This window comes from Massilia sp. HP4 (assembly GCF_005222695.1).
Lineage (GTDB): Bacteria > Pseudomonadota > Gammaproteobacteria > Burkholderiales > Burkholderiaceae_D > Telluria.
In genome coordinates, this window is the sequence record NZ_STGG01000058.1 from 1 (window position 1) to 18,374 (window position 18,374).

Here is an 18,374-nt window from a genome sequence, read left to right on the forward strand (position 1 = left end):
GATGAATCCTTCCAGCGCCCGCGACAGGTCGTCCACGACCCCGCTGCCATATGCCCGCTCGATCAAGGCGTACTGCTGCTCGATCAGCGGCGCGATCTCGTCGATCAGCCTGTCCCCCTTCGGCGCCAGCCTCACCCAGATGCGGCGCTGGTCGGCCGCCACCCGCTGGCGCTCGACCAGGCCCAGTTCTTCCATGCGCGACAGCACGCCGGTCATGCTCGGACTGAGGATCTGGCACAGCTCGCACATCTCGCGCGGCTCCAGCTGCTCGTGCTCGTCCAGCACGCGCAAGATGCGCCATTGCTGCTCGGTCACGCCGAAATGGTTGAGGATGGGACGAAAATGCGACATCAGCGATTCGCGCGCTTTGAGGAAAAGCTGGGGCAGGTTGCGGTGAGTGATACGGCGGGCCAATGCGTGCTCCGTGTTATTTAATTGTCTACATCAAGGAATGATCGCGCGAGCGCAAGCGCTTGACTGACTAAGATATTAGTGATTAACTGCGAATATATTAGTGAGTTTTCCTTGACTCCGTCTATTTTTCTGCGAATGCGGTCGAAACCGTGATTATCCGAGAGCGCCCTTCCGGGCTCAAGTTGTTCCTCCTGTTGCGCGGCTCGGTCCTGCCCCGCATCCTGCCTACCCTGCTGGTCAATATCGCGGTGGCGACCCTTGTCACCTGGTCGCACGGCGACCTGTGGGACCTCAAGATCACCCTCACCACGATTCCTTTCACCTTGATCGGCCTGCCGATCGCGATCTTCCTCGGCTTTCGCAACAACTCGGCCTATGACCGCTTCTGGGAAGGCCGCAAGCTGTGGGGCGAACTGGTGCTGCGCTGCCGTAACCTGGCGCGCCAGGCCACCAGCCTGGTCGACGATCCGCGGCCTGCACTTGCAAGCAATGGTTTGCAGGATACACGGGTCCGTATCATCTACCGCGCGATTGCATTCGTCCACGCGCTGCGCGACCACTTGCGCGACCAGCCGAGCGCGCCGACTATCGCCAGCTTCCTGCTGCCGGACGAGGCCGAAGACGTGGCCCGCGCCAGCAACAAGCCCGACAGCCTGATGCGCCACATGGGCGACGACCTGCAGCGCTGCATCAGGGAAGGCCGCATCGAAGCCTGCCTGGCCGCCAATATCGACAACACCCTCTCAAGCCTGACCGCCGCCGCCGCGTCGTGCGAGCGCATCAAGAATACGCCCGTCCCCTATTCGTACACGCTGCTGCTGCACCGCACCGCCTATATCTACTGCTTCCTGCTGCCCTTCGGCCTGGTCGACTCGATCGGCTTCATGACGCCCTTCGTGGTCGCCATCGTGGCCTATACCTTCTTTGGCCTGGACGCGCTGGGCGACGAGCTCGAAGAGCCGTTCGGCACCGAGCCCAACGACCTGCCGCTGGACGCCATGTGCCGCGCCATCGAGATCGACCTGCGCAATGCGCTGCGCGACGAACACGTGCCGCCGCCGCTGCAGCCGGTCGACTACTGCCTGACCTGATACCGACGACAGAAAACCAGAAGCCGTACACAGTCCGAACCTGAGGAGAAGCCATGCACCACGATCACCACCTTGCCCACGACCGCGTCCGCCTGCCGCAGCTGCGCGAACGCATCACCAGCGCCGCCCGCGCAGCCGAATGGATCCAGGACGGCATGACCGTCGGCACCAGCGGCTTTACCCGCGCCGGCGACGCCAAGGCGGTGCCGCTGGCGCTGGCCGAACGCGCGCGCACCGCGCCGCTGGCGATCACCCTGATCACCGGCGCCTCGCTCGGCGGCGAGACCGACGCAGCGCTGACCCAGGCCGGCGTGCTGGCGCGCCGCATGCCCTTCCAGACCGACCCTACCCTGCGCGCCGCGATCAACCGCGGCGAAGTCATGTTCACCGACCAGCACCTGTCCGAGACGGTCGAGCTGCTGCGCACGCGCCAGATCGCGCCGGTCGACGTCGCCATCATCGAGGCGATCGCGATCACCGAGAGCGGCGCCATCATCCCGACCACCTCGGTCGGCAACAGCGCCAGCTTTGCGATCCTGGCCGACAAGGTGATCGTCGAGATCAACCTCTCCCAATCGCCGGCGCTGGAAGGCCTGCACGACATCTTCATCCCGAAGCACCGCCCGCAGCGCGAACCGATGCCGCTCATGAACGTCAGCGACCGCATCGGCACGACGGCGATCGCGATCCCGCCCGAGAAGATCGTGGCCATCGTCATGACCGAGAAACACGACAGCGCTTCCACCATCGGGGCGGCGGACGCCGACACGGCGGCGATTGCCGGCCACCTGACCGGTTTCTTCAATGCCGAAATCGCCGCCGGCCGCCTGACCGACAAGCTGATGCCGATCCAGGCCGGCATCGGCACCATCGCCAACGCCGTGCTGGCCGGCCTGATCGACGGGCCGTTCAAGGGCCTGACGATGTATTCCGAAGTGCTGCAGGATTCGACCTTCGACCTGTTCGACGCCGGCAAGCTCGATTTCGCTTCCGGTTCGTCGATCACGCTGTCCGAGGAAAAAGGCCGGCAGGTATTCGCCGACCTGGAAAAATACAAGGACCGCCTGGTGCTGCGCCCGCAAGAGGTGAGCAACCATCCCGAGGTCATCCGCCGCCTGGGGCTCATCGCCATCAATACGGCGCTCGAGTTCGACATCTACGGCAATATTAACTCGACCCATGTGGGCGGCACCCACATGATGAACGGCATCGGCGGCTCGGGCGACTTCGCGCGCAACGCCTATCTGTCGGTGTTCGCGACCAAGTCGACCGCCAAGGGCGGCAGGATCTCGAGCATCGTGCCGATGGTCTCGCACGTCGACCATACCGAGCACGATGTCGACATCGTGGTGACCGAAGTCGGCCTGGCCGACCTGCGCGGCCTGGCCCCGCGTGAGCGGGCACAGTGCATCATCGAGCACTGCGTGGCCGAGCCTTACAGGCAGATGCTGCGCGACTACGTTCAAGAGGCGAACCAGGGCGGCGGCCACACGCCACACGTGCTGGAGAAAGCGTATTCGTGGCACGTGCGCTATCGCGAAACCGGTTCGATGTTGCCAAACGCCGCGTAAGGTCAGCTCGCCGTCGGCACGGTCCTGGCCAGGCCCTTCGCGCGCGCATCCTTGATCAGCGCGCGCACCGTCTTGTCGGCCGCCTTGCTCTCGCGCTCCATTTCCTTGCCCAGCTCGCCCATGCGCTTGCCCAGCTTTTCCATCGGCTGGTTGGCGATTTCCATCTGGCGGCCGATGTCTTCCATCGAGGCGCGCTGCTGGCGCGCCTGCGGGCCGTTATAGGCTTCGCCGATGCGCTCGCCGGCGTCGGACATGCGCTTGCCGGTCTCGGCCATCTTCTGCTGGATGATCCGGCGCTCCGCATCGTCGCGTGCCGCCGCCATCTGCCGGCTCAGCAAGTCCATATGCTTGCTCAGCGCCTGCATGCCGTCATCGACTTCACGCATATCGCGCTCGCTCGGCAAATTGGCCGGCCTGGCCGCTGCGCGCTCCATGTCGCGGCCGAGCGCTTCCATTTTCTTGCCGTGCTTTTCCATGTCCTTGCCATGGACCTTCATCAGCTCGCCCAGCCGGTCGAGCGGCGCCCAGGCGGCGCGCGCCCGCTTGAGCGTGTCGGGATCCTGGATCACATAGCTGCGGCCGCCTTCGCGGAACCAGATGAATTCGCCGTCGATGGCGCGCTGGGCGGCGCGCACGTCGTCCCAGTCGTCGCTGCTGCCGCTGATGTCGAAGCTGCCGGACGTGCCGCGCACCAGGGCGTACGGCTCGTCCGCCGCCGCCACGCGCACCACGCGCGCCTTGCCATCGGCCGCCGCCTGGGTCGGCACGGCGAAAGCGGCCATGGCGGCCAGGCCGAGAAGCGGAAGCGCCAGCTTCCATTGAGGCGTTGCGGTGCGTGACATGGATTTGTCTCCAGTGAGGAGCCGGGCGCAGCCGGCGATGGAAACACTGTAGACAATCCGATATGCGCCGCCCAGCGCGCTGCGACAGACGGTCGAAATCGTGGAGCAGGCGGTAAAGACGCCGTCAGAACAACAGCGCGGCCCGAAGGCCGCACTGGGTATGCATATGCGATGCACATGCGACGGGCCGAGCGGCCCGCCAAGGATGGCGTTAGTACACCACCACCGAACGGATCGACTCGCCCGACTTCATCAGGTCGAAACCTTCGTTGATGCGGTCCAGCGGCAGGTGGTGGGTGATCAGGTCGTCGATATTGATCTTGTTTTCCATATACCAGTCGACGATCTTCGGCACGTCGGTACGACCGCGCGCGCCGCCGAAGGCCGAACCCTTCCACTCGCGGCCCGTCACCAGCTGGAACGGACGGGTCGAGATCTCTTGCCCGGCCGCCGCCACGCCGATGATGATCGACTGGCCCCAACCCTTGTGGCAGCACTCCAGCGCCTGGCGCATGGTGTTGACGTTGCCCACGCACTCGAAGCTGTAGTCGGCGCCGCCGTCGGTCAGCCCGATGATCGTGTCGACGACATTCTCGACCTTGGTCGGGTTGATGAAGTGGGTCATGCCGAACTTGCGCGCCATGGCTTCGCGTTCCGGGTTCAGGTCGACGCCGATGATCTTGTCGGCGCCTACCATCCTGGCCGCCTGGATCACGTTCAGGCCAATGCCGCCCAGGCCGAACACGACCACGTTGGCGCCCGCTTCGACCTTGGCGGTGAAGATCACGGCGCCGATGCCGGTGGTGACGCCGCAACCGATATAGCAAATCTTGTCGAACGGCGCGTCATTGCGCACCTTGGCCAGGGCGATCTCGGGAACCACGATGTAGTTCGAGAAGGTCGAGGTGCCCATGTAGTGGTAGATCGGCTGGCCGTCCAGCGAGAAGCGGCTGGTAGCATCAGGCATCAGGCCACGGCCCTGGGTCGAGCGGATCGCCTGGCACAGGTTGGTCTTTTGCGACAGGCAGAATTTGCACTGGCGGCATTCCGGCGTATACAACGGGATCACATGATCGTCTTTACGCAGGCTGGTCACGCCGGGACCGACGTCAACCACCACGCCCGCGCCTTCATGGCCCAGGATGGCCGGGAAGATGCCTTCGGGATCGGCGCCCGACAGCGTGTAGTAGTCGGTATGGCAGATGCCGGTGGCCTTGACCTCGACCAGTACTTCGCCGGCCTTCGGGCCTTCGAGCTCGACTTCCTCGATCGTGAGCGGATGGCCCGCCTTCCATGCAATTGCTGCCTTTGTTTTCATGTCGTATTCCCGTTGCTTGAAGAAAAGCGCGTCCATGAGCGCGCCGCAAAGGTGACATGATAACAAGCTTGTAAAATCGTGTGCGGGTGCGGCCTGTTAATCGTTCGTCAACAGACGCTGGCGCCGGGGTATCCGATCGGTTACCATCCATCCCTGCACCTTTGCAGGGCTTATTGGAGAACACCATGCCCGATTCCGCGAAGGTGCGCGCCGCGCACCTCGACGCCCCGCCCGCGCGACCTGACCTTCTCGCGCTCGACCTGTCCCTTGCCTTTCCCGCTGCGTTGCGGCCCACGGTTGCCGCGCTGACCGACGACGCGGGCTGGCGTCCCGAGATACGCCACTATACGTATCAGGTCATGCTCGGCGGCGACACGCTGACGATTCCGGTGCGGCTCTACGTCGATCGCGGCCTGCTATGGGACGACGCCGGCCGCGACGCCACCGGGCGCGCGATTGCATGGTGCCTCGGCACCCGCCACCACAACGGCTATGTGCGTGAAGGATGCCTGGCCCGGATGCTGGCCGCGCCGCAAGCATGGATGGCGCCGTTCATCGTGCACCTGGTCGGCGAATACGTGATCGAGATCGTGCAGCGCATCGAGGCGGCGCTGCCGGGATTCGCGCCGGAGATGCGGGCGCCGCTTGCCGTCTTCATACGCGAGAACCCGCGCTACCTGGACACGATCGAGCGCAGGACGATCAGCTACCGGTTCCGGGGCGGGCCTCCGCCGCTGACGGACTATCCGGGCAAGCGCGTCATGGCATTTCTTCGCGCGCTGGGCCGGCAAGCGTAAGGCGCATCCGCTGCTCCATCAACTCCGAACCCGGCCGCAAGGGTTCGCGCACGCCGGCCTCGACGAAGCCGGCGCGCTCGTACAGGCGAACGGCCTCGGCATTGGTGCAGGTCACGCCCAGTTGCAGCGCCTGCGCGCCGCGCCCGGTGGCCCAACACACGGCCTCATCGAGCAAGGCGCCGGCCACGCCCTGCCCGCGCGCCTCTGGCGCCACCCACATCTGGAACAGGTTGACGATGGAACGATCGTCGGCATCCTCCTTGGCCCAGGCCAGGCCGATGAGCTCGCCGTTCGCCTCGGCCGCCAACGCGCGGTCGATGCCGGACGTGGTCGAGCGCGCCAGCCGTGCAGCCCAGGTCTCGGGCGCCAGCGCTTCTTCGGCGGCCAGCGTGCTGCCAAAGGCGTCCGGCGCATCGGCCAGCGCGCGCAGGCGGATCGCGCGGTAGGCCGGCCATTCCTCGGCGGTGAATGGCCGGATGATGAAACCTGCAGCAAGGCGGGCCATGGCGGGCTCCTGTTTATCGTTGGAAAACAATTTTATCAGGCGATATCTGCTTCCTTGTCGAGCGCCGCGGGTTGATGACAATTGGTATATTCAAGCCCCTGACCGAGGAGCGTTTTCCATGTCCGAACTGAACAAGAACATCCTGCAACAGGCCAACGCCGCCGTGAGCCGCGGCGACAACGAAGACTTCCTGTCGTTCTGCACCGACGACCTCGTCTGGTCGACGGTCGGCGGCGAAACCCTGCATGGCAAGGAAGCGGTGCGCGCCTGGATGGTGGACGGCTATGCCGAGCCGCCTGCGTTCACGGTGCGCGAGCTGGTCGCTGAAGGCGATCTCGTCGTCGCCCTGGGCGACATCGAATCGAAGGACGAGCAAGGCAAGACGGTGCGGAACGCCTATAGCGATGTCTGGCGCTTCCGCGACGGCAAGATGGCCGAGCTGCGCGCCTTCGTCGTGCCGGTCGACGCTTGAAGCACGACGGATCGAGACGGGCGATCCCGGGTGCGGGCTAGCCACTACCGAGTCATCGAGCTGGCCTGGCAATCTCGTCCCGATGCCGTATCGTCGATCCCGGTCGAGTGTCATCCCACCTATGGGCGCCTGCCGAAGTACTTTGCTGGAGTTGCCCCCAGCGTCGCTTTGAACATCGATACAAAACTGCTCGGGTTCTCGTATCCGATCGCTGCTGCCACCACGCCCACCGGTTCGCCATTGGCCAGACGCTCGAGTGCAAGCAGAAGACGCAGGTTGCGACGCCAGACCCCGAAGCCCAGGCCTGCTTCCGCGCAGAACAGGCGGTCGAGCGTGCGTTCGCTCGCGCCTACACGCCGTGCTATGTCTTTTAGCGATAGCCGGTTTTCCGGATCGCCGCGCGCGATCAGTGCCGCTTTTACAGCACGGGTATCGCGAGGCTCAGGCAAATAGAAACCGTCTTCCTTCAGCAATACCAGCTGGTCCAGCAATACGCTTGCCAGGCGCGCCGAATGACTCCCTGGAGCGTAGTCCCATGGCGCTACGACGACTGTGAGAATCAGTTCACGTACCAGGGCGGACACATGAAGCACCGTACACCGCGTCCAGGCCGGCATGCCCTCCATGTCCTGCCGTACGTAGACAGTACGGAGCGAAATAGGCCGCATATGCGAAAACTTGTGGGCCACGCCGGGTGGGATCCACAACGCGCGCTGTGGCGGCAAGACCCAGCATCCGTGAGATGAGGTAACCGTCATTGCACCGCGTACCGCGTACATGATCTGTCCGAATCCGTCATGGACGTGAATCTCTTCCGTGCCAGGCGGGTACTCATGCGATAGCCCAATCACCGGCGCTGTCGCGGATTCGGGTCGCCTTGCCTCTATCATCGCTCCTCCTTGAGGCCACTAGATTACCCGTGCGCGGATCCCGCTGCAGACGACGCCGGCCGAATTGTCGAATGAACAGCAATGATTGTCGAAAGACCGTTATTCAACGCGGATAGAACGCGGCAATAATCGATGTGCCATGTTTTCGACAATACCCATATGCAAATCTCACGACAACAACTTGTCACGATCCTCGGATCCACCGGCTCCGTCGGCACCAGCACCCTCAAGGTGTTAAGCGAACATCCTGGACGCTTCACCGTGTTCGCCCTGACCGGCAATCAAAACGCTGCGCTGATGATCGATCAGTGTCTTCTCCATCGTCCGCGCTACGTCGCGATGGCCGATGAACATGCGGCGACGACGGTACGTGCGGCGCTCGGCGAGCGGAAGGTCGATACGATTGTACTGGCGGGCAAGAGCGCCATCGTCGACCTGGCGGCAGTCGGTCTCGCCGACATCATCGTTGCAGCAATTGCAGGTGCGAGCGGGTTGGCGCCAACCGTCGCCGCAGTGCGGACTGGCAAGCGGATTTTGCTCGCCAACAAGGAATCTCTGGTCATGTGCGGCCGTTTGTTCATGGAAGAGGCACGTCGGTATCGAAGCAAAGTGCTTCCAATCGATAGCGAGCTGAGCGCAATCTACCAGTGCCTGTCTTCGCGGCTGCAACGACGGATCGACCGTGACGCCTGGGACCAACATGGAATGGCGGGGATTGTCCTGACGGGCTCGGGCGGACCTTTCAGGACAATGCGCCTGGCCGAATTTGAACGCATCACTCCCGAGCAGGCTTGCAATCACCCGGTCTGGCCCATGGGGAAAAAGATCTCCGTAGACTCTGCCACGATGATGAACAAAGGGCTCGAATATATCGAGGCACGCTGGCTATTCGATGCGCCACCAGACCGTATCGAAGTGCTTGTCCATCCGCAAGCGGTGATCCATTCGATGGTCAGGTTTTGCGATGGCAGCGTGATATCGCAAATGGGCACGCCGGACATGCGCACGCCGATAGCCTATGCATTGGCTTACCCTGCACGGATGACTGCCACCGTGGCGCCGTTTGATTTCAAGGAACAGACCTTGACATTTGCGCCCCCGGATCCCCTACGCTTTCCCTGCCTTGGGCTTGCCATCGACGCGTGCGCGGCGGGTCAAGCGGCGACCACCGCATTGAATGCGGCCAACGAGGTCGCTGTCGCGGCTTTCCTGAACTCGGTCATCCGCTTCTCGTCGATGTCCCAGGTCATTGGCCAAGTCATGGATGAGATCTCGGTCGGCGAACCCCGTTCATTCGAGGATGTCATCGAAATCGATCGCCACGCCCGCAGGCTTGCCGCACGTGTCATCAACCGTTTGACGTGAACTCATACAAAATTCCTGCCATGGCTGAACCGAGCGAACACATCGATCCGCGCATCAAGCAGCGATCGTCCCTCAAGCTGGCACGCATCCCGATCAAGGTGATCCCCCAACATGAAATGGCACGCAAGCCTGCCTGGATCAGGGTCCGCCCCGCATCTCCGACCGGCCGCTACGCCGAGATCAAACAGCTGGTGCGGGAACACGGCTTGCATACCGTCTGCGAAGAAGCATCCTGCCCGAATATCGGCGAATGCTTTGGAAGAGGAACTGCAACCTTCATGATCATGGGTGACAAATGTACCCGGCGTTGTCCCTTCTGCGATGTAGGCCATGCCCGGCCCGATCCCCTGAACGAGACTGAACCACGGCAACTGGCCCGGGCCATTGCGACGCTGCACCTGGCACACGTCGTGATCACCAGCGTGGATAGAGACGATCTTCGCGACGGTGGGGCCGCCCACTTTGCAGCGTGCGTGCGTGAAGTACGCGCGCTGTCTCCCGGAACCACGATCGAGATTCTTGTTCCCGACTTCCGCGGCAGGGACGACCGGGCGCTTGCCATCCTCAACGCCTCGCCGCCAGATATCCTGAACCACAATATCGAGACCGTGCCAAGGTTGTATCGACAGGCGCGGCCAGGAAGTGACTACGCATTCAGCCTGGAGCTGCTGAGGAAATTCAAGGCGGCGAATCCGCACATTCCCACCAAGAGCGGCTTGATGGTGGGCCTTGGCGAAACCAACTCGGAGATCCTGCAAGTAATGTACGACCTGCGGGAACACGGCGTCGACCTGCTGACGATCGGCCAATACCTCGCTCCCAGCAAGAGCCACCTCGGCGTTGACCGGTATGTTCATCCCGACGAGTTCAGTTTATTCGAGCACGAAGGACGTCGACTCGGCTTCGCCCACGTTGCGGCCGGCCCTATGGTGCGTTCGAGTTACCGTGCGGATGAACAATTCAATGCTGCCCTCGGCGTTCGCCGCGACCAGGCGTAAGCTCGTATTCCCGGCCCACGCGACAGGCACGCTTCAGGAAGGTCCTACTTCACTGTCAGATTCGCAGTATAAATTGACGCCAAACTGCAGCACGCGCCATCGCGCATCCCATAAAGTATCTGCGAGATTTTAGAGAGATACTTTATGAGATTGAAACATGTTTCGCCCGGCAAAGAGACAGCGCGGTTCAGGCATCAGGAATATTTGCTCGACACCTACGGGCCTTGCTTGAAGCAGCTCGGTTTGAGGCCGACCATGCCCAGGCTCCATGTATTGGATGCCTTTCACAAAAGCGTCAAACGTCATCTGACGGCGGAAGATGTTTTCCGCTCACTGCTAGCGCAATGTAGTGAATCCAGTCTGGCGACCGTCTATCGAACATTGTCGCAATTCGAGAATGTTGGATTGCTCAAGCGCAATTCGTTCGATTCCAGCAGGGCGTATTTCGAGTTGAACGATCATGAAGTGCATCACCATCTGCTGTGCCTTGGATGCGGTGCGATCCAGGAATTTTCCAATGCCTTCATCGATTCGGTCCTGCACGAACTGGCGCACCTGAAAGGCTACCAGCTTCTTCTACGCCAGATCGCCATCCGGGGATATTGTGCCACATGCGCATATTCTCGCGGAGGCCATCCGATCGCACGGACAGCCGTGTCGGATTCGGCATCATGATGCATTCGGTATCGGCGGCGATTCACGGCCTGCCGACCGCCGTTGTCAAGAATGCGAGAATCGCATGGCTCACGCCAGCCTCGATCTCGGAGGCGGCCAGTCCCGGAGGTGGCTCCAGGACTGCCGCGTGAACCAGCGCCTCGGTCATCCGCATCATCATCCATGCGGCAAGCTCAAGGTTGGGCTGCGCCACCTCCGCGCGATACAGCTCGAGCAGGGAAAGGACGTGGCGGTGCACTTCCTTGCCGACCAATTCACTGTCCTCCACGAAGAACGGCAATTCCTTTTCCAGGACCCGGTGCAGATCCGGCGCGACCTCGTGCGCGGCAACCGCGGCCCGCACGAATTGGGCGACTGCCTCCGGCAATCCGCATCGCTCGGATTGACCGAGCAGCGATTGCAACGCGCTGCTCATCTCCATCGCATGGCGCGTCTGCAAGGCCACCAGCAAAGCCTCCTTGCTTGCAAAGTACTGGTAAAGGGAGCCGATGCTGATCCCTGCTCGTTGTGCCACCGCATTCGTGTTCAAACCGGCGTAACCCCGTTCGACAAGAATGCGAGCACTGGCGTCGAGAATGGCATCGACCATGACGACAGCGCGCTGTTGCGTCGGCACTTTCCGGGGCTTGAGGACAGATGTCTTGGTCATGAGAAAAGCGAGTTTTTTATGTGAGTAATTACTCGTATTATATATCTATCCGCCTGCAACGATTGCGTTGTCACGGAGCCGAACGCGGAGGTTTATATCTCCCGTTTGATCGATTCAATAAAGGAAGTCATATGAAGAAGATTTTGGTTATTGGTGGCGGTTTTGCTGGCTTATGGAGCGCCGTGGCTGCCGTCCGCCGTCTACACGAAACGGGTGGCGAAGCGCAAGTCACACTGCTCAACCGCGATGCTTACCACGGCATCCGCGTGCGCTACTACGAAGAAGATTTGAGCGATACGCTGGTACCTCTGGCACAAGTTCTGGATCCTGTCGGAGTCAAGCTCGTAATCGGTGAAGTCACCGGCATCGATACCGCTCAACAGCGCGTCGACGTCTTGATGGAGGATGGGCCTCAAGAGCTGTTCTACGACAAGCTGGTCATGGCGAGCGGCAGCCAGCTGACGCTGCCGGCAATACCGGGTCTGGCCGAGCAAGCATTCAATATCGATACCCATGCAGCGGCCATGCGCTTGCAGACACACATGCGTCAGCTCGCAGTGGCGCCGCAACGTGCCGGCTGGTTGACTGCGGTCGTCGTCGGTGCGGGGGCTACTGGTGTGGAACTGGCCTGCGAACTGCCGGAGCGCCTGCGCAAAGCTGCAGCAGCCAGCGGGCGCCTTGACGCCGACAGGGATGTCCGTGTCATCCTGGCCGATCGCGAGGAAATCGTTTGCTCCCAGCTCGGCGAGGCCCGCCCGGTGATCGAGCGAGCGTGCGACGCGCTCGGCGTGGAGAGACTGTCGAATGTAGCGATCAAGGCGATCAGCGCCGATGGTATCGTTCTTGGCAATGGCGCCATGATCCCAGCCGCTACAGTCGCCTGGTGCGCCGGCATGCGCGCCAGTTCGCTGAACAGCCACATCTCTACCGAACTGGATGCGTCGGGCCGTTTGTACGTCGACGAACACCTCAAGGTCAAGGGTGTCGCCAACGTATTCGCTGCGGGCGATGCCGCGCACATGCTCATCGATGGAACAGCGCCTTCCGTCATGTCTTGCCAGCATGCTCGGCCGATGGGGCGATTCGCAGGGCATAATGCGGTCAATGACCTGGTCGGGGAACAGCTGGAACCCCTGAACATCGACTGGTACACCAATATCATCGACCTCGGCCCGTGGGGCGCAGTGTACGCCGAGGGTTGGACGCGCACGGTACGTTCAGAAGGCATCGACGCCAAGAAGACGAAGACCGTCGTCAATCGGGAGCGGATCTATCCTCCGTTGTCCGGTGACAAGGACGCCATCCTGGCCGCTTCCGCCTTGAATCTCCAGCGCCCGCCGGCCATGAACAGCAAACCGTAACTCACATGGCATCCCTTCCGGCAACCGGCGATAGCCCGGGAGGGATCAGCCGGATAGCATGTTCGACGGGCAGCAGGACGGGCACTGCTACGATACTCATTCCTTCTCTGCATCGTCCAGGCGGCGCTTGCGCGCCCGCCCGACTTCGATCCGGTTACGCGTGGTGAACGCGATCAGGCGCGCCACCACCACCGCCAGGTACATCAGCCCGATCAGCATCTCGACGCTGGCCAGCGCCCGCGCATGCGCGGTCAGAGGGATCACGTCGCCGATGCCGGTGCTCGACAGCAGCGCGAAGCTGAGGTAATTCAGCTCGGTCCAGGTGCGCGGCGCCGCCGGATCGATGGCGGCGGCGAACGTGCCGGGATGGACTTCCTGCAGCAGCACGTACAGGTGCGTGAACGCCCATGCCAGCAGGGTAAAAGTGGCGCCGGCCGCGAACAGTTCGTCGGTGGTGGCCAGTTCGTCGTCCATCATGTAGGCGATCAGGCTGCCCGCCGCGTAGAAATAGAACAGCGCCTCCAGCCCCGACGACCAGGCCAGCAGCTGCTTCAGGCCGAACAGGATCTGCGCCAGCAGCAGGACGATGATCGGCACCGCCAGCGCCCAGCTCACCCGCACCTCGCCCGGCGTGCGCCGCACCATGCGGATGGTGAAAGCCAGCACCACGATGCCGAAGGCATTGAAGGCCACCTGTCCTGCCCGCGTGCCCTCGATGAAGGGATAGGTCAGCATGCCGATCAATTGCACCAGCAGCAGGATGGCGGACGGGTGGCGGCGGGTGTGGGTGAACAGGAGCAATGGGCGCATGGGCTGACGACGGTGATCGCGATGCGCCCATTGTAGGGTCAGGCGGGCCGGAACAGCGCGCCGAACGCGCGCGTGCTTTCCGCCGGATCGCGTGCGCCGTACACGCTCGTGATTGCCGCCACCAGGTCGATGCCGCGCGCTACCAGCGGCGCCGCATTGCTTGGGGTCATGCCACCGATGACGACGATCGGTACGCTGAATTCGGCGCGCGCCTGGTCCAGCATCTCGGGCGATGTGACGAAGGTGTATTTCTTGACCGGCGACGGATAAAAACCGCCGAAAGCGATATAGCTGGCGCCGGCCTCGACCGCCGCACGCGCCAGGGCCAGCTCGCCGTAGCACGAGGCGCCGACGATCTTGTCCTTGCCCAGCAGCGCGCGGGCCTCGCGGATGCCGTCGTCGGTATGGCCCAGGTGGACGCCGTCGGCGTCGATCGCCTGGCACAGGTCGATGTGGTCGTTGATGACGAGCGGCCGGCCATGGCGGCGGCACAGCGCCAGCAGCGCCGTCGCCTGCTCCTTGCGCAGTTCCGGGCCGGCTTCCTTGTGGCGGTACTGGACCAGCGCGGCGCCGGCGCCGAGGGCGGCGTCGGTAGCCTGGATCAGTCGTTCGGTATCGTCCCAGTTCGGGGTAACGAGGTACAAGCCGCGCATACGGGCTCCTTTCAGGTTCTCGGTTGCAGCAGGCGGCGCGGGATGCGCTGCCCTGGCGCCAGCGCATACGACTGCGCCAGCGTGTGGTGGGTATAGGCCTGGGCCGCATCGAGCGCCGCTTCCATGCCGTCGCCCAGCGCCAGCCGCGCCGCCAGCGCCGCGGCCAGGGTGCAGCCGCTGCCGTGATAAGCATGCGGCAGGCGCGGCCAGTGCCAGGCGCGCGCCTCGATGCCGTCGACCAGCCAGCGGTTGACGACCGTGTCGCCCGCGGCATGGCCGCCGGTGACCAGCATCTGGCGGCCGGCCTGCGCGCCGAGCGCCGCGCGCTCGGGCAGGTTGGGCAGCACGATCGTCGCCAGCGCCAGCAGCTCGCCCAGCGCCTTGACGGCATCGCCCTGCCCCAGCACATCGCCATGGCCGCTGGCCAGCACCGGGTCGAGCACGACCGGCAACGCGGGCCGGCGCGCGCGCAGCGTGCGGACGATGTCCGCGATCGCGGCGGCATTGGCGGCGTTGCCGGGGATGCCGAGCTTGACCGCGCTGATCTCGAACGCAGCCAGCAACGGTGCGGCCTGGCGCGCGACCCAGTCCTCATCCACCGGGTTGGCCGCATGGACGCGGTTATTGTCCTGGGCCGTGAGGGCGGTGGCCACCGGCAGCGGGTGCGCCCCCAGGGCCGCGATCGCCAGGATGTCGGCCGCGAGGCCTGCGCCGCCGCCGGGATCGAGCCCGGCGAACACCAGCACGCAGGCCGTCATCCCGTGATTTTCCCTTCGACCGGGGATGAGGGCGAGGCCGCGAAACGCTTCGGCATGCGGCCGGCGAGATAGGCGTCGCGCCCCGCCAGCACCGCATGCTTCATGGCGCGCGCCATGCGCACCGGATCGCGCGCGGCGGCGATCGCGGTGTTCATCAAGACGCCGTCGCAACCGAGCTCCATCGCGATCGCGGCGTCCGACGCGGTGCCCACGCCGGCGTCGACCAGCACCGGCACCGTGGCCTGCTCGATGATCAGCGACAGGTTCCACGGATTGAGGATGCCCATGCCGGAACCGATCAGGGAGGCCAGCGGCATCACGGCCACGCAGCCGATCTCCTGCAGGATGCGGGCCTGGATCGGGTCGTCGCTGCAATAGACCATGACGTCGAAGCCATCCTTGACCAGCGCTTCGGCTGCGACCAGGGTCTCGGGCATGTGCGGGAACAGCGTCTCCTGGTCGCCCAGCACTTCGAGCTTGACCAGCTTGTGGCCGCCCAGCAGCTCGCGCGCCATCTGCAGCGTGTAGATCGCATCCTTCGCGTTGTAGCAGCCGGCCGTATTCGGCAGGATGGTGAACTCGTTCGGCGGCAGCACGTCGAGCAGGCTCGGGGAGTTCGGATCCTGGCCGATGTTCACACGGCGGATCGCCACCGTGATGATCTCGGCGCCGGCGGCCAGGGTCGCCTCGCGGGTCTGCTCCAGGTCGCGGTACTTGCCGCTCCCGACCAGCAGGCGCGAGCGGTAGGCGCGGCCGGCGATGGTCAGCACGTCGTCGTCCTTCAGCCTGGCGTTGATGTCGTTCAATGCATTCATTGTCTTGTCTCCTGTGTCAGCCGCCACCGATGGCGCGCACGATGTCCACCCGATCCTGTTCCTGCAGGCGCCGGTGCAGCCACTGCTGGCGCGGCACCACTTCGCGGTTGACCGCGAGCGCCATCCCCTGCCCCGTCAAGCCCAGCTGCTCCAGCAGGCCGAACAGGGTCTGCCCCTGCGGCACCTGGCATGGCGCGCCGTTGACTTCGATTGGCGTCATTCACACCTCCCGGTACAGTTGGGCGCCATTCCTGACGAACTCGATCGCCTTTTCCTGCATGCCCTGGGCCAGGGCGGACTCTCCCTGCACACCTTTGGCGGCGGCATATTCGCGCACTTCCTGGGTGATCTTCATCGAGCAGAAATGCGGGCCGCACATCGAGCAGAAATGGGCGACCTTGGCCGAATCCTTGGGCAAGGTCTCGTCGTGGAATTCGCGTGCCTTGTCGGGATCGAGGCCAAGGTTGAACTGGTCTTCCCAACGGAATTCGAAGCGCGCCTTCGACAGGGCGTTGTCGCGCAGCTGGGCGCCGGGATGGCCCTTGGCCAGGTCGGCCGCGTGGGCGGCGATCTTGTAGGTGATGATGCCGTCCTTGACGTCGTTCTTGTCGGGCAGGCCCAGGTGCTCCTTGGGCGTCACGTAGCACAGCATGGCGGTGCCGTACCAGCCGATATTGGCGGCGCCGATGCCGGATGTGATGTGGTCGTAGCCCGGCGCGATATCGGTGGTCAATGGCCCCAGCGTGTAGAACGGCGCCTCGTGGCACTGCTCCAGCTGCAGGTCCATGTTTTCCTTGATCAGGTGCAGCGGCACATGGCCGGGACCTTCGATGATGGTCTGCACATCGTGCTTCCAGGCGATTTGCGTCAGCTCGCCCAGGGTTTTCAGTTCAGCCAGCTGGGCCTCGTCGTTGGCGTCGTAGATCGAACCGGGACGCAGGCCGTCGCCCAGGCTGAACGAGACGTCATAGGCCTTCATGATGTCGCAGATGTCTTCGAAATGCGTGTACAGGAACGATTCGCGGTGATGGGCCAGGCACCACTTGGCCATGATCGAGCCGCCGCGCGAGACAATCCCCGTCAGGCGATTCGCCGTCATCGGCACATAGCGCAGCAGCACGCCGGCATGGATCGTGAAATAGTCGACGCCTTGCTCGGCCTGTTCGATCAAGGTGTCGCGGAAGATCTCCCACGTCAGGTCTTCGGCCTTGCCATTGACCTTTTCCAGCGCCTGGTAGATCGGCACCGTGCCGATCGGCACCGGGCTGTTACGGATGATCCATTCGCGCGTCTCGTGGATATGCTTGCCGGTGGACAGGTCCATCACCGTGTCGGCGCCCCAACGGATCGCCCAGGTCATCTTTTCCACTTCCTCGCCGATCGACGAGGTCACGGCCGAGTTGCCGATATTGGCGTTGACCTTCACCAGGAAGTTGCGGCCGATGATCATCGGCTCCAGTTCCGGGTGGTTGATATTGGCCGGTATCACGGCGCGGCCGCGCGCGACTTCCGCGCGCACGAACTCGGGGGTGATCTCTGGCGGGATGCTGGCGCCGAAGGATTGGCCCGGATGCTGGCGGCCCAGCAGCGCCGCCACGCGCTGGCCCATCGGACCCGAGGATTCGAGCGAGGCGATGTATTGCTTGCGCTGCATGTTCTCGCGCAGGGCGATGAATTCCATCTCGGGCGTGATGATCCCCTGGCGCGCATAGTGCATCTGGGTGACGTTGCGCCCGCCATGGGCGCGGCGCGGCGCGCGCTGCAGGTTGAAGCGCAGCGCGGCCAGCTGCGGGTCGTCCAGCCGCGCCTGGCCGTGGTGCGAGGACGGTCCGTCCAGCTGTTCGGTGTCGCCCCGTTCGGCGATCCATGCCTGGCGCATCGGCGCCAGCCCACTGCGGATGTCGATCGCCGCCGCCGGCTCGGTATACGGGCCGGAAGTATCGTAGACGAACAGGGGCGGATTCGGCTCGGCGCCGAAGCTGTCGGGCGTGGGCGACTGGGTGATCTCGCGCATCGGCACGCGGAGATCGGGCCGGCTGCCCTCGATATAGACCTTGCGCGAGTTGGGTAAGGGATTGATCGCCGCGTCGTCCACCGTGGCGGTGGCGGCGTCGAATATCCGGGATGACTTCAGAGGTGCGTTCATGTGGCTCCCTTGCTTGCGGAGCCAGCAAAGGAGGTGCCGGATAAGGCGAGGCGGACGCGGATGTGCGCATGCCTGCATCGATTCGGCTGCTTCCCTTCGCTGGCATTATCCAGATCAGGTTCGGAGGGTATTTCTCACCCACGCGCCGTTGTGCGACGCGCAGGACCCCTAGCGTTTGATATCCGGGAACACGGGCTCCCGGACATCGGGCCGATTATAGCCCAACCATTTTTCGATGGGCCAG

20 protein-coding genes, 1 pseudogene and 1 riboswitch are annotated in these 18,374 nt (G+C 63.7%); of the genes and pseudogenes, 8 read left to right on the forward strand and 13 right to left on the reverse strand.

Translation table 11 applies throughout. The features are described from left to right. Positions 1 to 414: homoprotocatechuate degradation operon regulator HpaR (hpaR, locus tag E8M83_RS22255; protein WP_137175551.1), on the reverse strand; the 414-nt coding region annotated here is incomplete at its 3' end. A gap of 149 nt (positions 415 to 563) precedes the next feature. On the opposite strand from hpaR, the gene E8M83_RS22260 reads away from it, so the two are divergent. Together E8M83_RS22260 and E8M83_RS22265 are read left to right on the forward strand one after the other, a co-directional pair. After that, positions 564 to 1,505 carry a bestrophin family protein gene (locus E8M83_RS22260; RefSeq protein ID WP_137175552.1) on the forward strand — a complete coding sequence of 314 codons (942 nt, stop codon included), beginning with the start codon at positions 564 to 566 and terminating at the stop codon, positions 1,503 to 1,505. Between the two features lie 53 nt (positions 1,506 to 1,558). Further along, positions 1,559 to 3,076: an acetyl-CoA hydrolase/transferase family protein gene (locus E8M83_RS22265; protein WP_137175553.1), complete on the forward strand. Its 1,518-nt coding sequence runs from the start codon at positions 1,559 to 1,561 to the stop codon at positions 3,074 to 3,076. A 2-nt stretch (positions 3,077 to 3,078) separates the two neighbouring features. Here E8M83_RS22265 and E8M83_RS22270 read toward each other — a convergent pair whose 3' ends face one another. Together E8M83_RS22270 and E8M83_RS22275 are read right to left on the reverse strand one after the other, a co-directional pair. Continuing rightward, positions 3,079 to 3,918 (reverse strand): hypothetical protein, encoded by an 840-nt coding sequence (locus E8M83_RS22270; protein WP_137175554.1) that lies wholly within the window; start codon positions 3,916 to 3,918, stop codon positions 3,079 to 3,081. 211 nt (positions 3,919 to 4,129) lie between these two features. Further along, on the reverse strand, positions 4,130 to 5,236 hold the full coding sequence (locus E8M83_RS22275) for an S-(hydroxymethyl)glutathione dehydrogenase/class III alcohol dehydrogenase (RefSeq protein ID WP_137175555.1): 1,107 nt from the start codon (positions 5,234 to 5,236) through the stop codon (positions 4,130 to 4,132). 185 nt (positions 5,237 to 5,421) lie between these two features. Here E8M83_RS22275 and E8M83_RS22280 point away from each other — a divergent pair, with 185 nt between their 5' ends. After that, entirely contained in the window at positions 5,422 to 6,033 is a 612-nt protein-coding gene (locus tag E8M83_RS22280; protein ID WP_137175556.1) for a hypothetical protein, read from the forward strand. On the opposite strand, the gene E8M83_RS22285 is transcribed toward E8M83_RS22280, so the two are convergent. Beyond that, positions 5,996 to 6,538 carry a GNAT family N-acetyltransferase gene (locus tag E8M83_RS22285; RefSeq protein WP_137175557.1) on the reverse strand — a complete coding sequence of 181 codons (543 nt, stop codon included), beginning with the start codon at positions 6,536 to 6,538 and terminating at the stop codon, positions 5,996 to 5,998. The genes E8M83_RS22280 and E8M83_RS22285 overlap by 38 nt on opposite strands. Positions 6,539 to 6,656: 118 nt before the next feature. On the opposite strand from E8M83_RS22285, the gene E8M83_RS22290 reads away from it, so the two are divergent. Then, positions 6,657 to 7,010 carry a nuclear transport factor 2 family protein gene (locus tag E8M83_RS22290; protein ID WP_137175558.1) on the forward strand — a complete coding sequence of 118 codons (354 nt, stop codon included), beginning with the start codon at positions 6,657 to 6,659 and terminating at the stop codon, positions 7,008 to 7,010. 119 nt (positions 7,011 to 7,129) lie between these two features. On the opposite strand, the gene E8M83_RS22295 is transcribed toward E8M83_RS22290, so the two are convergent. Together E8M83_RS22295 and E8M83_RS26615 are read right to left on the reverse strand one after the other, a co-directional pair. Beyond that, complete coding sequence (locus E8M83_RS22295; RefSeq protein ID WP_229491790.1) at positions 7,130 to 7,627, reverse strand: AraC family transcriptional regulator; 498 nt, start codon at positions 7,625 to 7,627, stop codon at positions 7,130 to 7,132. Between the two features lie 21 nt (positions 7,628 to 7,648). After that, positions 7,649 to 7,900: pseudogene (locus tag E8M83_RS26615) on the reverse strand (AraC family ligand binding domain-containing protein); the annotation flags it as partial. A 159-nt stretch (positions 7,901 to 8,059) separates the two neighbouring features. On the opposite strand from E8M83_RS26615, the gene ispC reads away from it, so the two are divergent. The 3 genes from ispC (at position 8,060) to E8M83_RS22310 (ending at position 10,938) form a co-directional block, all read left to right on the forward strand. Continuing rightward, complete coding sequence (ispC, locus tag E8M83_RS22300) at positions 8,060 to 9,265, forward strand: 1-deoxy-D-xylulose-5-phosphate reductoisomerase (RefSeq protein ID WP_137175560.1); 1,206 nt, start codon at positions 8,060 to 8,062, stop codon at positions 9,263 to 9,265. Beyond that, a complete protein-coding gene (lipA, locus tag E8M83_RS22305; RefSeq protein WP_137175561.1) occupies positions 9,262 to 10,263 on the forward strand; it encodes a lipoyl synthase in 1,002 nt (333 codons plus the stop codon). Before ispC ends, lipA begins: the two co-directional genes overlap by 4 nt. A gap of 144 nt (positions 10,264 to 10,407) precedes the next feature. Then, positions 10,408 to 10,938: a Fur family transcriptional regulator gene (locus tag E8M83_RS22310; RefSeq protein WP_137175562.1), complete on the forward strand. Its 531-nt coding sequence runs from the start codon at positions 10,408 to 10,410 to the stop codon at positions 10,936 to 10,938. Positions 10,939 to 10,960: 22 nt separating this feature from the next. Here the strand turns inward: E8M83_RS22310 and E8M83_RS22315 are convergent, their stop codons facing one another. Next, complete coding sequence (locus E8M83_RS22315; protein ID WP_137175563.1) at positions 10,961 to 11,587, reverse strand: TetR/AcrR family transcriptional regulator; 627 nt, start codon at positions 11,585 to 11,587, stop codon at positions 10,961 to 10,963. A gap of 131 nt (positions 11,588 to 11,718) precedes the next feature. Here E8M83_RS22315 and E8M83_RS22320 point away from each other — a divergent pair, with 131 nt between their 5' ends. Next, complete coding sequence (locus E8M83_RS22320; RefSeq protein ID WP_137175564.1) at positions 11,719 to 12,948, forward strand: NAD(P)/FAD-dependent oxidoreductase; 1,230 nt, start codon at positions 11,719 to 11,721, stop codon at positions 12,946 to 12,948. Between the two features lie 96 nt (positions 12,949 to 13,044). Here the strand turns inward: E8M83_RS22320 and E8M83_RS22325 are convergent, their stop codons facing one another. From E8M83_RS22325 to thiC, 6 genes are read right to left on the reverse strand one after another with little or no spacing between them, the layout of a single operon-like run. Beyond that, complete coding sequence (locus tag E8M83_RS22325; RefSeq protein ID WP_137175565.1) at positions 13,045 to 13,758, reverse strand: potassium channel family protein; 714 nt, start codon at positions 13,756 to 13,758, stop codon at positions 13,045 to 13,047. 38 nt (positions 13,759 to 13,796) lie between these two features. Continuing rightward, a complete protein-coding gene (gene thiE, locus E8M83_RS22330) occupies positions 13,797 to 14,411 on the reverse strand; it encodes a thiamine phosphate synthase (protein ID WP_137175566.1) in 615 nt (204 codons plus the stop codon). 11 nt (positions 14,412 to 14,422) lie between these two features. Further along, on the reverse strand, positions 14,423 to 15,169 hold the full coding sequence (locus E8M83_RS22335) for a bifunctional hydroxymethylpyrimidine kinase/phosphomethylpyrimidine kinase (RefSeq protein ID WP_137175567.1): 747 nt from the start codon (positions 15,167 to 15,169) through the stop codon (positions 14,423 to 14,425). Then, positions 15,166 to 15,984: a thiazole synthase gene (locus tag E8M83_RS22340; protein WP_137175568.1), complete on the reverse strand. Its 819-nt coding sequence runs from the start codon at positions 15,982 to 15,984 to the stop codon at positions 15,166 to 15,168. The genes E8M83_RS22335 and E8M83_RS22340 overlap by 4 nt, the downstream gene beginning before the upstream one ends. A 16-nt stretch (positions 15,985 to 16,000) precedes the next feature. After that, positions 16,001 to 16,204 (reverse strand): sulfur carrier protein ThiS, encoded by a 204-nt coding sequence (thiS, locus tag E8M83_RS22345; RefSeq protein ID WP_137175569.1) that lies wholly within the window; start codon positions 16,202 to 16,204, stop codon positions 16,001 to 16,003. Then, complete coding sequence (gene thiC, locus E8M83_RS22350) at positions 16,205 to 18,130, reverse strand: phosphomethylpyrimidine synthase ThiC (RefSeq protein WP_137175570.1); 1,926 nt, start codon at positions 18,128 to 18,130, stop codon at positions 16,205 to 16,207. Between the two features lie 74 nt (positions 18,131 to 18,204). After that, positions 18,205 to 18,310: riboswitch (TPP riboswitch) on the reverse strand. Between the last annotated feature and the right edge of the window lie 64 nt (positions 18,311 to 18,374).